General features: G+C 56.0%; 7 protein-coding genes and 1 pseudogene. 5 read left to right on the top strand and 3 right to left on the bottom strand.

The window, feature by feature from the left end; all coding sequences use genetic code 11:
* The first annotated feature begins 153 nt into the window (after positions 1 to 153).
* From MJ923_RS04325 to MJ923_RS04305, 5 genes and pseudogenes are all read left to right on the top strand, one after another.
* Complete coding sequence (locus MJ923_RS04325) at positions 154 to 969, top strand: transcriptional regulator (RefSeq protein ID WP_240590041.1); 816 nt, start codon at positions 154 to 156, stop codon at positions 967 to 969.
* Complete coding sequence (locus tag MJ923_RS04320; protein ID WP_240590040.1) at positions 966 to 8,801, top strand: type I polyketide synthase; 7,836 nt, start codon at positions 966 to 968, stop codon at positions 8,799 to 8,801. Before MJ923_RS04325 ends, MJ923_RS04320 begins: the two co-directional genes overlap by 4 nt.
* A gap of 12 nt (positions 8,802 to 8,813) precedes the next feature.
* A complete protein-coding gene (locus MJ923_RS04315) occupies positions 8,814 to 10,709 on the top strand; it encodes a PfaB family protein (protein ID WP_240590039.1) in 1,896 nt (631 codons plus the stop codon).
* A 65-nt stretch (positions 10,710 to 10,774) separates the two neighbouring features.
* A complete protein-coding gene (locus tag MJ923_RS04310) occupies positions 10,775 to 16,552 on the top strand; it encodes a hotdog fold thioesterase (RefSeq protein ID WP_240590247.1) in 5,778 nt (1,925 codons plus the stop codon).
* Positions 16,553 to 16,822: 270 nt separating this feature from the next.
* A pseudogene (locus MJ923_RS04305) lies at positions 16,823 to 18,250 on the top strand (PfaD family polyunsaturated fatty acid/polyketide biosynthesis protein); the annotation flags it as partial.
* Positions 18,251 to 18,758: 508 nt separating this feature from the next.
* On the opposite strand, the gene MJ923_RS04300 reads toward MJ923_RS04305, so the two are convergent.
* The 3 genes from MJ923_RS04300 to MJ923_RS04290 all read right to left on the bottom strand — a co-directional run bounded on the left by MJ923_RS04300 (position 18,759) and on the right by MJ923_RS04290 (position 21,845).
* Positions 18,759 to 19,136, bottom strand: a complete 378-nt coding sequence (locus tag MJ923_RS04300) for a hypothetical protein (RefSeq protein ID WP_240590037.1) — start codon at positions 19,134 to 19,136, stop codon at positions 18,759 to 18,761.
* Positions 19,137 to 19,257: 121 nt separating this feature from the next.
* Complete coding sequence (locus MJ923_RS04295; RefSeq protein WP_240590036.1) at positions 19,258 to 20,295, bottom strand: DEAD/DEAH box helicase family protein; 1,038 nt, start codon at positions 20,293 to 20,295, stop codon at positions 19,258 to 19,260.
* Positions 20,280 to 21,845, bottom strand: coding sequence for an ATP-dependent nuclease (locus MJ923_RS04290; protein WP_240590035.1), 1,566 nt, complete (start codon positions 21,843 to 21,845; stop codon positions 20,280 to 20,282). Before MJ923_RS04290 ends, MJ923_RS04295 begins: the two co-directional genes overlap by 16 nt.
* Between the last annotated feature and the right edge of the window lie 18 nt (positions 21,846 to 21,863).

Genomic DNA, 21,863 nt, shown 5'->3' with positions numbered 1-21,863 from the left:
GGTACGCTGCCACCTCGCAGTGCGGCCGCCCCGGTTCCGCCAGTTTGTATCTGTTTGCTGCATGACGATGCCCACGGATACGCTCTTGGCCACAGCATACGGATACACACCCTCTTTAAGGATAAAAAACAGCAATATGGGAAGTCAGGCCGCGTGAGTGCGGACAAAGCCAAAGGCGCCGCCAAGGGTGCCCGCCACCGCAATGCCACTACCACGGTGGAGATGCGCCGTTTTATTCAGGAGTCACCGCTGCCGGTGGCTGAGCTTGCCCGTGTGCTCAACATTACCCCGGCAACGGTACGAAAGTGGAAAAACCGCGCCACTGTTACCGACAGTTCCAATCAGCCCCATCACCTCAACACCACCCTGACACCGGTGCAGGAATACGTGGTGGTGGGCCTGCGATATCAGCTCAAACTCACCCTGGATAAGCTGCTCGAAGTCACCCAGCGCCATATCAATCCCAATGTGTCCCGTTCAGGCCTCGCCCGCTGCCTCAAGCGCCACGGCGTTTCCCGGCTGGGTGATATCACCCCCAACGAATCGCTGCCGGAAAAGCATTTCGCCAGCCTGCCGATTTGCCGCGATGCCGGTACCGAGCGCTACACCCTGAACAGCCACACCCTGGCGCAAACCCTCAAATTGCCTGCGGAAGACGAGCAAACCGTGGTGCAAATTGAAGCCATGCATGTGCCACTGGAAGAGGAAGGCTCCTTCTCGGTACTGATTGGCATGGCGCCCGCCCACGACTGGGTGTATGTGGACATCTACCCCGACGAGCGCGGCGATGCCGATATTGAGGCCGCCGACCGTTACATCACCCATGTGCTGCACCATGGGCCCTTCAGGCTCAGGAAAATCCTGGCCCGTAACTATCAAACCTTTTTGGCACGTTTTCCCGATGCAAAGAGCGCCAAAAACCGTAAAAAGTCGCCGCCAAACCCGGCGCCCACAGGAGTTGCCCCATGAGCGAGTCCCAGACTCACGACGCCAAGGACCTGCGCCTTAACAAGCGTCTCAAGGACACCCCCATCGCCATCGTTGGCATGGCGAGCCTGTTTGCCAACAGCCGCTATTTGAACGAGTTCTGGGATCTGATTGTCGATAAAATCGATGCAATCACCGAGGTGCCCGCCGATCGCTGGCTGGTGGACGACTACTTCGACAGCGACAAAAAGGTCGCCGACAAGAGCTATTGCAAGCGTGGCGGCTTTATTCCAGAAGTTGATTTCAACCCAATGGAATTCGGCCTTCCGCCCAATATTCTTGAGCTGACCGACAGCGCTCAGCTGTTGTCACTGGTGGTGGCGAAAGAAGTACTGGAAGATGCCGGTATCGGCGAAGGCTCGGGTCATGACCGCGACAAAATCGGTATCACCTTGGGCATAGGCGGCGGCCAAAAAATCAGCCAGAGCCTCAATGCCCGCCTGCAATATCCGGTGCTGAAAAAGGTGTTTCGCGAGAGCGGCTTAAGCGACGATAACAGCGAAATGCTGATCAAAAAATTCCAAAGCCAGTACATTCACTGGGAAGAAAACTCCTTCCCCGGAAGCCTGGGTAACGTGATTGCCGGGCGCATTGCCAACCGCTTCGATTTGGGCGGCATGAACTGCGTGGTGGATGCGGCCTGTGCCGGCTCCCTCGCCGCGGTGCGCATGGCGCTGACCGAGCTCACCGAAGGGCGCGCCGACATGATGCTCACCGGCGGCGCCTGCACTGACAACTCCGCCTACATGTACATGAGTTTCTCCAAAACACCGGCCTTCACCGTGGATGAGAAAATCAAGCCCTTCGATGCCGACTCCAAAGGCATGATGATTGGCGAAGGCATCGGCATGATAGCCCTTAAGCGCCTGGAAGATGCCGAGCGCGACGGCGATAAAATTTACGCCGTAATCAAAGGCGTTGGCGCTTCAAGCGACGGCAAATTCAAGAGCATTTACGCCCCGCGCCCAGAAGGTCAGGCCAAGGCGCTGCGCCGCGCCTACGATGATGCCGGTTTCCCCGCCCACACCTTAGGCTTAATGGAAGCCCACGGCACCGGCACAGCCGCAGGTGATGTGGCCGAATTCGGTGGCCTGAATATGGTCATGTCCGAAGGCAACAGCGAACGCCAGCACATTGCCCTTGGCTCAGTAAAATCCCAGGTGGGCCACACCAAGTCCACCGCAGGCACCGCCGGGCTTATCAAGGCCGCGCTGGCACTGCACCACAAGGTGCTGCCGCCCACCATCAATGTGGTCAAACCCAATCCGAAAATGGCGATAGAAGACTCGCCGTTTTATCTGTCCACCGAGCCGCGCCCCTGGATGCCACGCCCCGACGGCATTCCGCGCCGCGCTGCGGTCAGCTCCTTCGGCTTTGGCGGCACCAACTTCCATCTGGTGATGGAAGAATACCAGCCCGATCATGGCCGTACGCCTTATCGGCTGCGCACCGCCCCTGTGCCCTTGCTGTTTGCCGCCCCCAGTGTGGATGCCCTGCTTGGCGAGCTTAAATCCCTAAGCCTTGAGCTTGGCAGCAGCAACGAGCGCTTCGAGTCACTGGTGGCGCCTTTTACCCTCAAGGCTGAAACCATCGATGCCAACTGGCCCCGCCTTGGCCTGCTGGCAGCAAGCACCCAGGAGCTCAAAGACAGCCTGGATGAAGCCATCGGCAAAATCAGCGCTGGCGCGCCGCACTGGCGCAGCCTGGATATGAGTTTCAGAGCCGCCGCCATGGACAAAAAGGCCAAGGTCGCCGCCCTATTTGCCGGACAAGGCAGCCAATATCTCAACATGGGCGGCGAGCTGGCGATGCTCTACCCCGAGATGCGCGCCGAGTTCAGTGCCGCCGACGGCGAATTTGCCCGCCGCGGCTATGCCGGTCGCCACGGCTTTGGTGAGTTATCAAGCCGGGTGTTCCCTATCCCTAAGTTCGATACTGAGTCGCGCAAAGCCGATGAAGCGGCGCTCACCAACACCCGCTTCGCCCAAAGCGCCATCGGCGCCGTGAGCCTGGGTCAGTTTGAAATATTAAAGGCCGCAGGTTTTAGCTTCGATGCAGTGGCGGGCCACAGCTTTGGCGAGCTATCAGCCCTTCGCGCCGCCGGCGTTATCGATAAAGACAGCTACTACCGACTTGCATTCGAGCGCGGTGATGCCATGGCCTCGGTGCCGGAAGGCAAAGATGCCGGCACCATGGCAGCGGTTATTCTGCCATCGCCCCAGCACAGAAATGTGCTCGACAAGCTGCTTGAAAAAGATCCGGCCGTGGTCATTGCCAACCACAACAGCCCAACCCAACTGGTACTGGCAGGCCCCACCGATGCCTTAAAGGCTGTGGTGTCCAGCCTTGCCGCTGAAGGCATTCGCGCCATCGAATTACCTGTGTCCGGCGCCTTCCACACTCCGCTGGTCGGCCATGCCCATGCGCCCTTTGCGGCCGCCATCGATAAAGAGCGCTTCATTGATGCCAAGGCCACCCTGTACGCCAACGCCTCCGGTGACAAACGGCCGCTGGATGGCAAAAGCCTTAAGCAAAGCCTCAAGGCGCAAATGCTGGAGCAGGTACAGTTCGAGTCGCAAATTGAGAGCCTGTACCGCGACGGCGTGCGGGTATTTGTGGAGTTTGGCCCCAAGAACACCCTAAGCCGTTTGGTGGAAGCCATCCTCGGTGAGCGCAGCAGAGACTGTCTGATCGTGTCCCTCGATGCGCAATCGGCACAATCGGCTGGCAGCCACCGCGCCGACAGCAAGCTCAAGCTGGCGGCGTTGGAACTGGCACTGGCAGGTTTTGCCATCGGCAACCCCGACCCATACCGCGAGCACCTGTCTCACAAACCAAAGGCCAAGTCAGCGCTGACCATCAAACTCAGCGCCAGCAACTACATAAGCCCGGCTACGGCCGAGCGTATGGCCGCCGCCCTCAAGGACGGCGAGGTCAGCAAACAAATTGAAATCGTAGAGAAAATCGTGGAAAAAACTCAATACGTCGAAGCGCCCGCAATCCAGGCAGGGGCACAGACTCCAGCAGTTCAGGCCCCCGTTGCCTCCCAAGTTGGCCAGGCGCCACAAGTGACCCAAGGCGGTCTGGATGCCCTGTTTGCCGCCCAGCAGCAATTGGCCGCCCTGCACCAGCAGTTTTTGGCCATTCCCACCCAATACGGTGAAGGGGTGCAGGCACTGATGCAAAAGCAGCTGGAGCTGGCTGCCGCCGGTCAAAGCGTACCCGCTGCCACCGAGCGGGCGCTGGAGCTGTTCCACCAGCACCAGGCCGAAACCTTACGTATTCACACCGAGTTTATGCGCGCCCAGGCAGCGAGCAGCGAGCAGATGCTGCGCTCCCTTGCCGGTCAGGCATATGTGCCTTCAAACATTGTCGTGGCACCTGTAAGCGCTGCTGCTGTAACAGCAGTGCCCGCCGCAGCCACAGTGATGCCAGCGGCAACTGCCCAGAGCGCTGCTTCGGATCCAGTACAGAGCGCTGCTTCGGCTCCGGTACAGAGCATGTCGGTAGCAGCCACTGTTCAGGCACAGGTCCAGGCTCCAGTAGCGTTGCAAGCAGCGCAGGCCGCCGACACAAATGCGGGCGCCAACATTCAGCGGGTCATGCTGGAGGTAGTCGCCGAGAAAACCGGTTATCCCACCGAGATGCTGGACCTGTCCATGGACATGGAAGCCGATTTGGGTATCGACTCCATCAAACGGGTAGAAATTCTGGGCACAGTGCAGGACGCCCTGCCGAGCCTGCCAGAGCTGGACGCCGCCGCCATGGCCGAGTGCCGCACCCTGGCTGATATCGTGAACCTGATGAGTGCCAGTCTGCCGCTTGCAACTGAGGCGGCTCAAGTGCAAGTACCGGCTGCAACAGCACAAGCCGCAGTTGCAGTGGACGCAGGTGCTGCGGACGCAGACCAGATAACCCAAACCATGCTGGCCGTGGTGGCCGACAAAACAGGCTATCCGGTCGAGATGCTGGATTTGGCCATGGACATGGAAGCCGATCTCGGTATCGACTCCATCAAGCGAGTGGAAATTTTAGGCACAGTGCAGGACGCCCTGCCAAGCCTGCCAGAGCTGGACGCCGCCGCCATGGCCGAGTGCCGCACCCTGGCTGACATAGTCAATCTGATGAGCACCAGCCTGCCTGCGGCTGCAACCACTGAAGCACCGCAACATCAGAGCCCTGCAGCCGACGTAACTCAAACCATGCTGGCCGTGGTGGCCGACAAGACGGGTTATCCCGCCGAGATGCTGGATTTGGCCATGGACATGGAAGCCGATCTCGGTATCGACTCTATCAAGCGAGTGGAAATTTTAGGCACAGTGCAGGACGCCCTGCCGAGCCTGCCAGAGCTGGACGCCGCCGCCATGGCCGAGTGCCGCACCCTGGCTGATATCGTGAACCTGATGAGTGCCAGTCTGCCGCTTGCAACTGAGGCGGCTCAAGTGCAAGTACCGGCTGCAACAGCACAAGCCGCAGTTGCAGTGGACGCAGGTGCTGCGGACGCAGACCAGATAACCCAAACCATGCTGGCCGTGGTGGCCGACAAGACTGGCTATCCCGCCGAAATGCTGGAACTGTCGATGGACATGGAGGCAGATCTTGGCATCGACTCCATCAAGCGGGTGGAAATTTTAGGCACAGTGCAGGATGCCCTGCCAAATCTGCCACAGCTGGATGCTGCCGTACTGGCTGAGTGCCGCACCCTGGCAGACATCATCGGCTGCTTTGGCGTTTCAACTGCCAGCGAGTCAGCAGCAATTGTAACGCCCGCGGCAGTCGAACAAGAGGCAGCGGCAGTCGAACAAGCGGCAGTGACAGAACAGCAAAACGCAGCAGGCGCCGAAAAGGATCTGAGCGAAGAAACCGCAGCCCTGATGGCCGCTGTCGCCGAAACCTTCCAGCCCGAAGCCATTATTGCAACCGATGCGCCTGAGCCTGAAGCATCAGCCCCCGAAGCCTTAACTGAAGCCTCAGCTGAAGCATCCTCAGTTGCAGAAGTGGCAACCGAGGTCGCCGCCACTGAAATATCAGCGCCAATCCCTGCGCCCAGCCCACAGCAGGTGCTGGACACCATGCTGAGTGTCGTGGCTGAGAAAACGGGCTATCCAGTTGATATGCTTGATCTTGCCATGGACATGGAAGCCGATTTGGGTATCGATTCCATTAAACGGGTGGAGATCCTTGGCACAGTTCAGGACAGATTGCCGGGCCTTGCCGAAGTGGACGCAGCCGCACTGACCGAATGTCGCACCCTGGGGCAAATCGTCGATACCTTTTCCCTGCCGAGTGAATTCTCAGGTCAGGCCGACGAGCTAACCGCACTGGAGCTGGCACCGCACACGGGGGTCAGCCTAAAAAAGCTGCCAGCGGCAGATAGACTCGAGGCCGACTCGGCTTCCAGCCTGTTTGCCGCCAATGGCCGGGTGATCATCCTCGATGATGGCCACAACGCCGGTGTGCTGGCAGGTCGCCTGTCGGGTAAAGGGCTTGAAGTGACAGTGGTGCGTCCAAGGTCGCTCGCTACCCAGTCGGTGCTGGATGCCAGTATCGCCGCCCAAACCCTGACTGATGACAGCGACGACGCCGTTGCCGAACTGGTGCGCTCTTTGGGTGAAGTCTCTGCCTTTATTCACCTGCAGCCGCAAGACACTGCTGAATCAAAAAACGAACCAAAGAATGAGTCGAAGAATGAGCAAGCTGACGGCTGCTATTTCAGCGATTCCGCCTTTGCCAAGGTGTCACTGGCCTTCCTGTTTGCCAAACATCTGGCCGCTGGCTTTAGCGCAAGCAGCGACAAGCGCCGCGCCTTTATTACCGCTGCGCGTATGGACGGCAAACTCGGTCTTGGCAATAGTCCCTTCGAGCTTAATCAGGCGGCGCTGTTTGGCCTGACCAAAACCCTGGCTCACGAGTGGCCCACGGCCCATTGCCGCGCCCTTGATGTTGCACCCGAACTAGACGCTGCGGCCCTGGCCGATGCCGTTATCGATGCCCTCTATGGCGTGGATAATGGCAGCAATGCCGAGCTGGAGTGGAGCATCAGCTCAGAGGGTCGCTTTGGCTTAATTGCCAGCGAACTGACTGAAAAACACCCCAAAACCAGCTTAAACAGCGCAGATAAAATACTGGTGACCGGGGGCGCGAAAGGGGTCACCCTCGATTGTGCCCTGGCACTTGCCAAAGAAACCGGCGCGCACTTTATTCTGGCGGGGCGCAGCAAGGCGCTGCCAGCTGCCGAGTTCCCATCCTGGGCCAAAGGGCTGGATGCTAAGGCGCTGAAACAGGCGGCAATCCAGGAGCTGCTGGCCAGCGGTAAGCGGCCACAGCCCAAAGATGTGGAGGCCATGATTGCGCCCCTTATCAGCGCCATCGAGATCCAAAACGCCGTTCAACGGTTTGATGCCGTTGGCGCCAGCGCCGAGTATCTGGCGCTGGACGTTTCAAGTGCCGCTGCGGTGGCGCAAACGCTGTCGCCTATCCAGGCGCTCGCCCCAATTACCGGGCTTATCCATGGCGCCGGGGTTCTGGCCGATAAACTCATTCAGGACAAGAACCTGGATGAACTGAACCGGGTAGTTGGCACCAAGGTCGGCGGGCTTCGCGCCCTGCTGGATGTGCTTAAGGACCTGCGCTTAGTGGCGCTGTTCTCCTCCGCCGCCGGCTTCTACGGCAACAAGGGCCAGAGCGACTACGCCATGGCCAACGAAGTGCTGAACAAGGCCGCCCATCGTTTGGGCAACAGCGGCAATCGCCGCGTGGTGGCCTTCGACTGGGGTCCATGGGACGGCGGCATGGTCAACGAGAGCCTGAAAAAGATGTTCACGGAGCGTGGCGTGTATGTGATCCCGCGGGATCTTGGCGCCAACCTGTTTGCCGAAGCTGTGCAGCGCCGCAGCGCCTGCCAGATTTTGGTGGGCTCCAGCATGCAGGGCAACAAGCAAGAGCTTTCAGTAAAAAAGCCTGATGGGCACAGCGTCAGTATCGGCTGCAGCATACAGCGCCAGGCATTGGGGATCCTCGCCGATCACCAACTTGGCGGCAACAGCGTGCTGCCCACCGTTTGTGCCCTGAATTGGATCCGCCGCGCCGCCAATAGCAGCTTCCCGCAGCCAGACAATGGCTGGCAGATTGCCGACTATCGCCTGCTCAAAGGGGTGGTGTTCGACAGCGATGAGAAGCAGCTGACCTTAACGCTGACTGCCACACAGAGCGGCCTGAACGCGCAAATCGACTCTGATGGCCGTCCTCAGTACCAGGCCAATCTAAGCCCCGGCGGTGCAGGCGCTGAGTCCAGCATCCCAGCCACCGACAAGGCCATCAGCGCCAAAAAGCCGGTTATCACCGGCAACCAACTCTACCAGGACGCCAGCCTGTTCCACGGGCCGTCGCTGCAGGTCATAGGTGATGTACAACGCTTTGATGATTCAGGCCTTTATTGCAGCTATACCCTGCCGCTGCCATTCAGCGCGGATACCGATGCCGATTATGCCGAGCTTGCCCAGCAGGATGCACTGCTGCAGGCGCTGCTGGTGTGGGCGCGGCTTAAGTACGATGCGGCCAGCCTGCCAGCCAGCCTTGGTAAACTCACCCAGCAGCGGGTTATTGGCCACGGCGAAACCGGCCATATCCGTCTGTGGGTGAAAGCCCACTCAAGCCGTCAACTCAGCGCCGATGTGGCACTCTATGATGCCGAGGGCAAGCTTGCCTGTGCCATGGAAGGCGCCAGGGTGACTATCAGCAAGTCGCTGGATAAAGCCTTTGCCAATGGCAACAAGGGCACTGAGACTCAGGCTGCCAAGCCAGCCAAGGGCTAATCGAAGGGACTGATGATGGATATGAGCACCGACAAACACACTCAGGAAACACCCAAGCCGCTGCGTCTGGCGCTGTGCCGGTTGGCAAAGCTGCCGACAGGGATTGCCAGTTGCAGCGACGCCGAGCCGGACTGGCAAGCGCTGGTCAGCGCTGCTGCCAGTGGCCCGGTGGCCCTTGGCACCGACACCAATCTGGTGCTGATGCCTGCACTGGATGCCGCCAAAGCCCATCTGCACCCGCTGGCGCTGCTGCAGGGGCTCGGCGCCGGTAAAAATGCCATACATCAGGCGCTGACGCAGGCCGGACGCACGCCCGCCGAAGCAGAAATTCTGTTTGATGCCCCAAGCCTTGAGGCCGTCATCAAGCATGTTGAATTGCTGGCGGGCCGCACTCATCCTGTGTATGGCGGCTACTGGAGCCACCCCCGCTATCAGGCGCGGGTGCTGGCACTGGTGGGTAACCCGTCCCAGGCTGCAAGTCAGACCCTGGTGCTGACTCAGGGCTCCGCCCGTACGGCCCTTGGACTGAATGGCCACGAACTGCCCTGGTTGTTGCCACTGGCACTGCCCGGCAGCGATTGGTCGGCCATTCAGCGCCGCCTGACCCAAATTCAGGCCGAGCTTGGCGCGGTCGATTCCAGCGAAGCACTGGAAGCGCTGATAGCCAATGCCTTCGATGAGATGACCCCGGGCTGCCGCGCGCTGGTATTGATGGGACAGGATGCCAAAGCCCTTGCCGCCGAAGCTGCCAGCCTGTCATGGCGCCTCGCTGAAAGCCTGCGTGACGATATTGAGTTATCTACCCCGGCAGGCAGCGTGTTTTCGCCTAATCCCGCAGGCCCTGCCGGGCTTGCGTTTGTCTACCCCGGCGTCGGCACCGCCAGCGCCGAGATGCTCGAGTCACTGCACCTGCGTTTCCCCAAGGTGTTCGACTCCCTCGATGAAGCCTGTCGCCAACATGGACTCAGCGGCCTTGACGGCGTGCTGCTGCCAAGGGAGCTGGGTGACAGCCCGAGCCTGGCCGAGCTTGCGGTATCCGGCGTTGGCGCCAGCGTACTGATGACCCGAATTCTTGAAGATGAGCTTGGGATTAAGCCTGCACTCACCCTTGGCTATTCCATGGGTGAAGCGGCCATGGTCGCGGCCCAGGGCCTGTGGCAAGACCCCTTCGCGATGGTGGGTGACACCCTGGCAAGCCCGGTTTTCAACGATGCCATTTCCGGGTCGCTCAGTGCGGTAAGAAGCCAGTGGAAGCTCGCCAAAGAAGCCAACATCAAGTGGAAGAGTCTGGTGCTCAGAGTCCACGCCAGCGATATTCGCCCGCTGCTGAATGAATTCCCCAAGGTGGCAATCGCCATCGCCCAGGGGCCCAGCACAGTGCTGGCTGGCGATGAGGCTGAGCTTAAGAAGTTATTGAAACAGCTTGGAAAACGCGGGCTGGACACCAAGCTCGTTACCGCCATGCATACCCCTGCCGCCAAAAAGATTGAAGCGGCCCTTGGCGAGTTCTACCTGCGCCCCCTTGCTGAGGCTCTGCCCCCAGAGTTGCCACTGATGCTGAGCGCAGGCGCAGACAAGCTTGACGCCACTGCCGACAGCATTGCCGCCGCTATCGCCGCCACCTTTGCCAACGAGCTTAAGTTCGATGAGCTTATCGTGCGCGCCTACAAGGCCGGTGGCCGCATTTTTGCCGAAGTGGGCGCCGGACGCGAAGCCAGTGGCATAGTGCAGGCCATTGGCGATGACAAGCTGATGCGCCTTACGGCTCAGCCCACCGATGGCCAGCAGGGCAAGGCGCTGCAAAAGCTGCTTGCCCGCCTGATAGCCCACGGCATTCCGATGAATTTACCCCGCCTGCGCCCTGTCGATACCTCAGCGCAGCGCGCCGCCCAAGAGACAACACCTTGAGCCATAAAACCAAAAATAACACCCGGCAGACACACTCAGTAGCCTGCCCCATTGCCGTGGTTGCCATGGCCGGCCGCTTCCCGGGCGCCGAGAGTATCGATGCCTTTTGGGAACTGATAAAAGCTGGCCGCGATGCCCACACCCAGTTAAGCGATGCCAAACTGAGCGCGCCCGTGGCCGACTACCTTGGCGAGCAGGGTCAAAGCGATCGCTTCTACTGCGACAAGGGCGGCTATGTTGAGGGTTTCCGCTTCAGCCCCGAGGGCTTTGCCAAATCTGCCGCCGACATGGCAGCACTGGCAAACCAGCTCGATGAACATCAGCTGTGGGCGCTCGATGTCGCCAAACAGGTGAGCCTTGGCGTCAAGCTCGATGCCAGTCGCACCGGGGTTATCATGGGCACACTGTCATTTCCGACCAGGGCCTCCAACCGCGCTATGATCCCGCTCTATCACCAGCGGGTCGAGCAGGCGCTCAAACAAAGGCTGCCGGGCTTCCCCGCGCTGCTGCCCTTTGACGCTGCAAGCCAGAACGATGAAAGCCTGGGCGCAGCAGCCCCCTGGCAGCAGGAAACCGCTGCCGATGCCTCGGCTATCATTGCCGAGAGTCTGGGCCTTGAAGGGCCTCAGTTAAGCCTCGATGCCGCCTGCGCAAGTTCGGTGTACGCCATCAAGCTTGCCTGTGATTACCTTGCCACCGGCAAGGCCGACCTGATGCTGGCTGGCGCCGTCAGCGGCGCCGACCCCTTCTTTATCAGCATGGGCTTTTCGATTTTCCACGCCTTCCCCGAAGCCGGATTTTCGGCGCCGCTGGATAAAAACACCGGCGGCCTGTTTGCCGGAGAAGGCGCAGGTATGCTGGCGTTAAAACGTCTCGATGACGCCATCCAAGATGGCGACACAGTTCATGGCATCATTCGCGGTGTCGGCCTGTCCAACGATGGCCGCGGCCAGTTTGTGTTAAGCCCGGCCAACAAAGGCCAGGTCAAAGCCTTCGAGCGCGCCTATGATGACAGCGGTATAAGCCCCGCCGCGGTGGAGGTTGTCGAGTGCCACGCCACCGGCACGCCACTTGGCGATAAAGTCGAGTTAAGCTCCCTTGAGCAGTTTTTCGAAAAGCACCTTGATGGCAGCGCGGCACCCAGGATTGGCTCGGTAAAGTCCAACCTGACCCATCTGCTTACCGCCGCAGGCATGCCCGGCATCATCAAGCTGATGCTGGCGATGAAACACAAACTGCTGCCGCCAAGTGTGCGGCTGCAAAGCCCTATTTCATCCCCCAAGGGGCTGTTTGGCGAGGCGCAAATCCCGACTGAATGTATAAGCTGGCCGCAAAAAACCGGCAACAGCGCGCCGCTGGCGGGCCTGTCGGTGTTCGGCTTTGGTGGCTGTAATGCCCATTTGGTACTGGAGTCCCCCGATGCGCTGACCGATGCTGATGCAGCGCCCATCGCCCCATTCTCCCTACTCAGCGCCCCGCAAGCATTTGAGATCTCAGGCATTGGCGCCCACTTTGGCAAAGCAGACAGCCTGAAGGCGATTAACAGCTTGATTGCTGAAGATAAAACCGCACTTATCCCGCTGCCCGCCGCCCCCGGCAAGAGCCGCTGGAAAGGGCTTGAATCGCTGGTAGCAGACGGCTCCAGCGCGCCAGAGGGCGGTTATATCGACAGCTTTGAGCTGGATTTCCTGCGCTTTAAGCTGCCGCCTCACCCCAATGACAGATTGGTGGCCCAGCAGCTTTTGCTGATGAAAGTGGCCGACGAGGCTATTCGCGATGCCAAACTCGCTCCCGGCACTAATGTGGCGGTACTGGTCGCCATGGAAACCGAGCTCGAGCTGCACCAGTTCCGTGGCCGGGTGAATCTGCACAGCCAGATTGCCCAGAGCCTCGAGGCTGCCGGTATAGTGCTTTCAGATGATGAATACCGCTCGCTTGAGAAACTCGCCATGGATGCGGTGCTGCCGTCAGCGAGCCTGAATCAGTACACCAGTTACATCGGCAATATCATGGCCTCGCGGGTCGCAAGCCTGTGGGATTTCAGTGGCCCCGCCTTTACCATTTCGGCGGGCGAGCTGTCGGTGGCCCGCGCCATCGAAGTGGCGCAAAACCTGCTGGCAAGCACTGACTCACAGCAGGCCAACAAACTCGATGCCATTGTGATTGCCGCTGTCGACCTCTCCGGCTCGGCCGAGAAGGTGCTGCATCATCAGGCCGCCCTGAAAGCGATGGGGCTTGCCCCAGGTGAAGGCGCTGGAGCTTTGGTGCTGAAAGCCAGCACTGATACATCACCCGGCACATCATCGCAAAGCTACGCCACCCTTGGCGCCCCGGAATTTGTGGAGGCCGATGCGCTTCACCACAGCAGTTTGATTGAACACAGCCCGAGCGTGCGCGGCGGCTATCCGCTCAAGGCTCCAAGCGCCAGTGCGCGCCTCGGCCACAGCTTTGCTGCTGCCGGTATGGCAAGCCTGATTCACGGCCTGCTGAACATGCAGCAGGGCAAACACCAAGCCGCGCAGGTGCTGCAAGACGGCGAGCGCCACAGCGCCCTTTTAACCCTCAGCCAATCTCAAACACAGCGTGAGCTGCTACAAGGACGTATCGAGTCAGGCCTTGATTCAAACTCAGGTTCAGGCACAGGCACAAGCAAAGGCAAGGCGCTTATTCAGCAAATCAGCCTGGGCGGGCGCGACATCGCCCAGCATGTGTTAACTGCAGAGCTGCCCTTCGAGGCCGACATTCGCGCCAAACTGGCCCGCGCTCAGGCCACCGTGCCCGTATCAGATAATCCAAGCCCGGCTCAAACAGCCCCTGCTCATAAACTAATGAACAACCAACCAGAGAATAACGCCCAATCCATAGCGCCAGGCCCCCAGGCTTTTGGCAACCCAGCTGTTGGCAGCCCAGCTCTTGGCAGCCCAGCTCTTGGCAATCAGCAGCTAAGCGCTCCGAGCGTGCAGAATCATCTGGCCGCCCTTGAGGCCCATCAGGCCTTTTTGCAAAGCCGCGAGGCAGGGCTCAAGCTTGCCCGCGCGCTGATGGCGGGCAGCTCGGGTGAGATAAGCAATGCCGCCATCGCCGCTGCCGTGAGCGAGCAGCAGCCGCTGCAAATCAGTCTGCCCAAAGTGGAAGTCAGCCTGCCCATAGTGGAAGTGAGCCTACCAGAAGCACAAGTCAGCCAGCCTGCGGCCGCGCTCAGTGCCACCAGCGCAGCTCAGGCGGTAAAAGACTGCATCTGGGATTATGCCGATTTGGTTGAGTACGCCGAGGGCGATATCGCCCCTGTGTTTGGCCCCGATTACGCTATTATCGACAGCTACAAGCGCCGGGTACGGCTGCCCACCACCGACTATCTGTTGGTGTCGCGGGTGACCAAACTCAACGCCAAACTGGGCGAGTACAAGCCAAGCACCATGACCACAGAGTACGACATCCCGCTGGATGCCCCCTATCTGGTGGACGGGCAAATTCCCTGGGCGGTGGCGGTGGAATCGGGTCAGTGCGATCTGATGCTTATCTCCTTCCTCGGCATCGACCTTGAGAACAAGGGCGAGCGGGTCTATCGGCTGTTGGACTGTACCCTCACCTTCTTAGGCGACCTGCCCCGTGGCGGCGATACCTTAAGGTACGATATTTCCATCAACAATTACGCCCGCAACGGCGACACCCTGCTGTTTTTCTTCTCCTACGAGTGCTTTGTGAGCGATAAGCTTATCCTCAAGATGGACGGCGGCTGCGCAGGTTTCTTTACCGATGCCGAGCTTGCCGACGGCAAAGGGGTTATCCGCACCGAGGATGAAATCAAACAGCGCAGCGCCGCCATGGCGAATCCGCGCCACTTCAAGCCACTGATTGCCTGCGATAAAAGCGCCTTTGGCTACGATAAGGTCTCGCGCCTGCTTGCCGCCGATGTGGCGGGCTGCTTTGGCCCAAGCCATGATTTGGGCTTCCATCAGCCTTCCCTCTGTTTTGCTTCTGAAAAGTTTTTGATGATTGAAGAAGTCAGCAAGGTGGATGTACAGGGCGGCGCCTGGGGCCTTGGTCTTATTGAAGGCCACAAGCAGCTAGAGCCAGACCACTGGTACTTCCCCTGCCATTTCAAAGACGATCAGGTGATGGCAGGCTCGCTGATGGCCGAAGGCTGTGGTCAGTTGCTGCAGTTTTACATGCTGCATCTGGGGCTGCATAAGCTCACCCAAAACGGCCGCTTCCAGCCACTTAAAGATGCGCCGCAAAAGGTGCGCTGCCGTGGTCAGGTACTGCCCCAGTCAAACCGCCTCACTTACCGTATGGAAGTCACCGACATAGGACTGACCCCCTCCCCCTGGGCCAAGGCCAATATCGAAATCATCCTCGACGGTAAAGTGGTCGTGGACTTTCAGAACCTCGGCGTAATGCTCAAAGAAGATGAGGATTGTCATCGCTACGGAGCAAACAACAGCAGGGTGGATTTCCCCTCTCACAATGCCGGCGTGATGCTCAAAGAAGATGAGGATTGTCATCGCTACGGCGCAGCAAACGAAACAGCTGCCATCAGCGAAAATAAGGCACTGCTCGAAGGCCGTCAGGCATCCATCAATGCGCCGCTGATGACCCATGAGCCAGACTTAAACGCCACGCCAATCAAGGGCGTGGTGCCGGTGAAACATATCGAAGCGCCGCTGACAAAAGACTATTCACCCAAATCGGCAAATCGCATCCCGGATACCGTGCCTTTTACCCCCTGGCACCTGTTTGAGTTTGCCACCGGCAACATTGAAAACTGCTTCGGACCTGAATTTGCCGTGTACCGCGGCCTTATTCCGCCGCGCACCCCCTGCGGCGATTTGCAGCTCACCACCCGGGTGGTGGAGGTTAACGGCAAGCGCGGCGATTTCAAATCCCCGGCATCCTGCATCGGCGAATACGAAGTGCCGCCCAAGGCCTGGTATTTTGCCGAAAACAGCCACCCGGCGCGCATGCCCTACTCCATTTTGATGGAAATCGCCCTGCAGCCAAACGGCTTTATCTCGGGTTATATGGGCACCACGCTCGGTTTCCCCGGGCTTGAGCTGTTTTTCCGCAATCTCGACGGTGAAGGCACCCTTATTAAAGACATCGACCTTCGCGGCAAGACCATCAGCAACGACTCGCGCCTGCTGAGCACTGTGATGTCCGGCACCAATATCATCCAGACCTTCAGCTTTGCGCTGGCGGCGGACGGCGAGCCCTTCTATGAAGGCAAGGCAGTATTTGGTTACTTCAAGGCCGAGGCGCTGACCCACCAGTTGGGGCTGGATAACGGCAAGGTAACCACCCCCTGGATTGAGGCTGAGCACCTGAGCCCTGACATCAGCTATAACCTGCGCGATACAGGCTGCGCCCTGTATCAGGCCGCCCCCGGCAAGCCCCATCTGCGCCTGCCGGGCGGCCGCCTTAACTTTGTCGACAAGGTGGATATAGTCCGCGCTGGTGGCAAGGCAGGCCTTGGCTATGTGTACGGCGAGCGCAACATTGACCCAAGCGACTGGTTCTTCCGCTTCCACTTCCATCAGGACCCGGTGATGCCGGGCTCCCTCGGGGTTGAGGCCATTATCGAGCTGCTTTCAAGCTTCGCGCTGGACTCAGGCCTTGGAAATGAGTTTGCCAATCCGCGCTTTAATCACTGCTTAAGCCGTGTGAAGTGGAAATACCGTGGCCAAATCAGCCCCTTAAATAAGCAGATGTCGCTTGAGCTACACATCACCGCCATTGAAAGGGAAACAGGCCGCGTTACCCTCAAGGCCGACGCCTGGCTTGCCAAAGATGGCCTGCGCATTTACGAAATCAGCGATTTGGCGCTTGCAATTGAAGAAGCCTGACGCGCCACGACAAAACAGTATTGAACGCGGCCAACTGCCGCTGATAAGAAGAATTGCGGTACTGACCGCCCTAAGAGAGACAAGATGAGCACAGCTTTCAAGTGGCCATGGGCCATAGACCAAGCCTCGGGCATAAGCCATGTGGACGCCTTTAAGTCGGCATTGCTTGAGCTGAATAAGCCCCTGTATGTGGCGCGCCTGCCCGGTGGTGAGCTTTGCCTGAGCCACGATGCTTCTGAGCAACAAGCGGAGCAAGGCCGAGAGCCCGGGCTGCTGCCGGTGGCCGCCTTTGCCGCCCCCTTTGCCGCCTGTGAGCTTGGCAGTGAGGATTTTCGCCGCTGCCACGGGGTAAAATACGCCTACTACGCTGGCGCCATGGCCAATGGCATCGCCTCCGAAGAGCTGGTGATTGCCCTTGGTAAGGCAGGCATTCTCTGCTCCTTTGGCGCCGCAGGATTGGTGCCAGCCCGTGTTGAAGCCGCCATCAAGCGCATTCAGGCCGAGCTGCCACAGGGCCCCTACGCCTTTAACCTCATCCACAGCCCAAGCGAACCTGCGCTGGAGCAAGGCGCGGTGGAGCTTTACTTAAAGCACGGCGTGCACACGGTAGAAGCCTCGGCCTTTTTGGCCCTGACCCCGCACATAGTGCGCTACCGCGCCGCGGGCTTAAGCCGCGATAAAGATGGCAATATTGTCATCAAAAACAAGGTTGTCGCCAAAATCAGCCGCACCGAAGTCGCCAGCCACTTTATGAAGAGTGCGCCGAAAAAGATGCTCGATGCCCTGGTAGCCGAGGGCCATATCAGCACTGAGCAGGCCGAGCTTGCCTTGCTGGTGCCCATGGCCGATGACATCACCGCCGAAGCCGACTCCGGCGGCCACACCGACAACCGTCCGCTGGTCACCCTGCTGCCCACCATTCTGGCGCTCAGAGACGAGCTGCAAGCCCAGCACGCCTTTGCCACCCCCATCCGCGTCGGCGCAGGCGGCGGCATAGGTACCCCGGATGCGGCCCTGGCCGCCTTTAACATGGGGGCGGATTTTATCGTCACCGGCTCCATCAATCAGGCCTGTATCGAGGCCGGCGCCAGCGAGCACACCCGTAAGCTGCTTGCCACCACAGAGATGGCCGACGTGACCATGGCTCCTGCCGCCGATATGTTCGAGATGGGAGTTAAGCTGCAGGTGGTTAAACGCGGCACCCTGTTCCCCATGCGCGCCAACAAGCTGTATGAGCTTTACAGCCGTTATGACAGCATCGAGGCCATACCGGCAGACGAGCGCACCAAGCTTGAAGCCCAGGTGTTTCGCGCCAGCCTCGATGATATCTGGCAAGGCACGGTGGCGCACTTTATGGAGCGCGACCCCGCTCAAATTCAGCGCGCCGAGGGTAACCCCAAGCGCAAGATGGCGCTGATTTTCCGCTGGTATCTGGGGCTCTCCAGCCGCTGGTCGAATACCGGCGAAGCAGGCCGTGAGATGGATTATCAAATCTGGGCAGGGCCTGCACTGGGTGCCTTTAACGGCTGGTCGAAGGGAACGTACCTTGATGATTATCGCGAGCGCCGTGCAGTGGATTTGGCGCTGCATTTGCTCAGCGGGGCAGCGTATTTGCATCGGGTGAATACCTTGAAGGCTCAAGGGGTTGTGTTGCCTTCTTTGGTGGCAAGGTATCGTCCGTTGGAGCCTTTAGCCTAAGACTGATGTTTCTGGCATGGATGCGGGGGCTTAGTGCGTAAGCCTCTTCAACGCCTGGGGCGAATGGTGCAATGTGTGCAATTTGTGCGATTTCTGCCAAGCGGATAGTCGGTGGTCAGTTGTACTGGACGATGTAAATGACAAAACCAGCCGTTTGGCTGGTTTTTTGTTTTGTTGCTTATCTGGGGTGCAGGGGAAAACCTGCGTGTTTTTATGAAATTAAGTCGCTTTGCAAGCGACCTAAAGTCGTGGGTCTCCGACCCACACCCGGGGAAAGGGGGCAGTATCGACTTGCCCCCTTCTCCAATCCCCCAGCGACCCCAGACGAAGCCGAACACTTTGGTCTTATGGGCTGAAAACGGCCACCGCGACCGACTCGCTCCAAGCTCGACGGTCTCTGTCTCGGCATCCATGCCTCGACTTAGCCGTTTCGCTCAGCCCAACAACCAAAGCGGCTTCGATGGGGAAAAAGCGGGTGCAATTTGCAAGTGAAGAGTTATACCTGTCCTCACTTGTTTTCTATGCTAAAACCTACGCCTTCACTATCTACCGAACGAAACTCAACGTTAAAGGTATGGGCAACGGAACTTGAAAATTTAATTTTCAGTTGTTTTTTAAAAAATTTATCCTTGTTATTGCGGCAATAGTTAAGCAAATTCTTTTTAATTTGTGCTTCGTGGACAACTATATCTGTTACAGATTCTATATGACGAAGAAGCATACTCATATCGTCGCGTTGATTGCTGCTTGTAGGTTTTAATTCCGTAGATACCACTAGGTTTCCATCTATCAACTCAGCACTAGTTAGAATGCCATTAACATTCTCACAACCAAACTTATATTGAAACTCAAAATCCGTACCACTCTTTCTCAATGATGATTTCATACAACTCCATTTACAGATCTAATCTTGTCGCACAACACTTCAGTCACCAAATTTTTTGAGTGAAGCGAGCAAATTTTCTTGGTGCAGTGAATTGCTATATTTTTTCGTAAGCGTGGCTGAATCACAGCAGTTGATACTTCTTTAATGATTTTTCAGAAACAAAATATAAATTTCCTTTTGCTCTGGTGCAAGCCACATAAAGCTTGTTCTTTGTAGTTGGATTGAGCTGATCTAGATTAGCATTATCAAAAGCTTTTAGGGTTGTCGGGTTTAGCACGACACATACATCTTGGAAGTGATCTAATCCTTTGGTATTTCCCCAGTTAGCAGTGTTTCCTGTATAACTATCACTTTTTTGATAAAAAAGCTTAACAATGGAGTCATTGTTGAAAATTAAATCAATCTCATCAGCATTGCCAACATATTCTACCGCGACCTCATCATCTCGGTGAGATAAAACCGCGATCCCGAGATTTTTAGATACAAAATCACAAATACTAGGGCTGCAGCGATAACTATTTGACAGCGAAGTCAAATCTATTTCAAAACCTGAACCTCTTAGTTTGTCGCAGTATCTTTCAAAACAATCATGCAATGACTTTTGCGTATTCCCATCACGACTGGTGTCGAAAGTATGCTGGTAAAAGTCTCCTACCAATCTCATTTCTACATTCGCTTTTGCTAAGGCACAAATTAGGTTGAAATCGTTTGCTGCGAAATCTTGAACTTCATCAATAAATACCGAGTCATAGAATTTCTCTATTCTTTTTATTAAATCAGGAATAACATTAAATTCAATTAATAGCTTAGCTATACGGTTTGCGTACAGCCGTCCGCTCTTATCAATGTAATGCTCTCTCGTATCCTTTTTAGAGCGTTGTGCGTATTGGGGTAGAGGAAAATTGAAATTAATTCCTTTGGTTTTTAGCTTATATCCGCATATGGGTCTAAAACAGAACGAGTATAAAAATGTAAAGTAGCTATATATCCGAATCCCAACTGGGATCTCGCCAAACTTATCAATTACTCGACTTTTTAGGTGTCTGGTATTATTTTCGGTATAGGTAACGATTAAACACCGACTATCAGCATTAAGTGAATTAATGATGCTCGATGTTTTCCCAGATCCGGCGACGGCAAATATTACTCGTTTATCCATTGAATCGCCTGCTTTATATATTCCGGAGTGTCCAAGTCTTCTGAATGATTTTCTACAAGTCTAAGAGAACACTCAGCCTTATTGCTAAGCATAAAATCGAGAGGCGACTTCTGTATATTCCCCCCAGAAAATAATGCGTCGCATATTGCTTTATTCTTACCATAAAGACAGACCTCAAAGGTATGATTATTATCATCAGCATCCGAGAATACCTTAATATTGTCTGCAGTATGGTCAGCATAGTTATCTATACAATTCTCTTGGTAATTTCCATCATTATCGCGAATTATCGCCGCTCTAATTTTAAGAGTTTTTGCTAGTTCCATATAGCGTTTAAAACTGGTCCCCCCCACAGAAATAACATGTACTTCATCTTCTTCTAGAGTCCTCCCGGTTGACCTTTTGTATAGTGTGTCAATCAGCATATACTCTGCATCGCCTTCAACAAGAATAACTTTTCTCGACAGTACAAACTCAAGAATATTATTATCTGGAGCTTTCATAAAAAATTTTGAAGTTGATGATGATAAGTTATTTAGCTTAAGAGGTTTATCGCTGTTGCTATTTAGAAGTATAGACTTCCTTAAATCTAGCCTAGTACTTATTAAACTACTGTGTGTTGCGACAATTATCTGATTTTGATGGGATTCCGATATTTTTGAAATAAGTCTTTTCATGTTACTGTGGCTAAGATGATTTTCAGGCTCCTCTAAAAGGAGGGTGTCTAACGTATTATTCTTAGCGTTACGATTCAAAGCGAATTCAGTTTTTATGAAGCACTGCTGCCCTTGTCCTCTAGCGTCTATCGGAATATCATCTTGAGTCAGAGTTATATCAGCTTCAAGATTGTATTTTGACCCTGAGCGTATGGCCAGTTCATAACTTCCTAATTCAGCATTTATATCTTTAAGTTTATTTTCTTTGAATTGTATTTTTTGCAACCGATATTCGTTGCTCAGACTTACCCTACTTGCATGTTCTACAGTGGAGTCATAAACTGTTCTTATGTACTCTGCATTTGCATGTTCACTATTGATTTTTGAGCTATCTATTGTTAAGCACTTAAAGAAGCGGCGATATCCAGAATATGCCTCACCATTAAAGGTAATGAATTTAACAATATAAAATTCAAATGGAAAATTTCCGTTATCTAATGCTAAAATCTGATTGATTTCACTGACTAACTCTTCATTAGGAAGGCAAATCATATGCAGACCGCTAGCATTGATGTTTTCAGAATTGTGCTTTCCGAAAAGATCTGGGTTATTTTCATCACTTAAATAAGCTTCGACATGAATTTCAGGTAAGTTATCAAACGTCTTTTCACCCGCTAAAAACCCAGAAATCGAATCCTTATTAAGAATTGACTCAATACCTATAGTCTCAACTTTATGCCTGCTTCCGCTGGAAAGTAATTCAATTGCTTGTAATATTGAGCTTTTCCCAGCCTCGTTGTCTCCAATGATAGTATTAATCTTCGAATCAAATTCGACTTCAAACTGTCTGAATCTTTTGTAGTTAATGAGCTTTAGTTTTTTTATGTGTTGCATGTTTTCCTTTTCCAGTTC

It is taken from the genome of Shewanella zhuhaiensis (genome assembly GCF_022484835.1).
Taxonomy (GTDB): domain Bacteria; phylum Pseudomonadota; class Gammaproteobacteria; order Enterobacterales; family Shewanellaceae; genus Shewanella; species Shewanella khirikhana.
The sequence above is the reverse complement of the archived record's forward strand: the minus strand, read 5'-3'. Positions and strand labels throughout refer to the sequence as shown.

Excerpts from the sequence above, each read along its gene's own strand:
- MJ923_RS04310 (WP_240590247.1), top strand. The coding sequence starts at position 10,775 with ATGGCCGGCCGCTTCCCGGGCGCCGAGAGTATCGATGCCTTTTGGGAA.
- MJ923_RS04300 (WP_240590037.1), bottom strand. The coding sequence starts at position 19,136 with ATGAAATCATCATTGAGAAAGAGTGGTACGGATTTTGAGTTTCAATAT.
- MJ923_RS04295 (WP_240590036.1), bottom strand. The coding sequence starts at position 20,295 with ATGGATAAACGAGTAATATTTGCCGTCGCCGGATCTGGGAAAACATCG.
- MJ923_RS04320 (WP_240590040.1), top strand. The coding sequence starts at position 966 with ATGAGCGAGTCCCAGACTCACGACGCCAAGGACCTGCGCCTTAACAAG.
- MJ923_RS04315 (WP_240590039.1), top strand. The coding sequence starts at position 8,814 with ATGATGGATATGAGCACCGACAAACACACTCAGGAAACACCCAAGCCG.
- MJ923_RS04290 (WP_240590035.1), bottom strand. The coding sequence starts at position 21,845 with ATGCAACACATAAAAAAACTAAAGCTCATTAACTACAAAAGATTCAGA.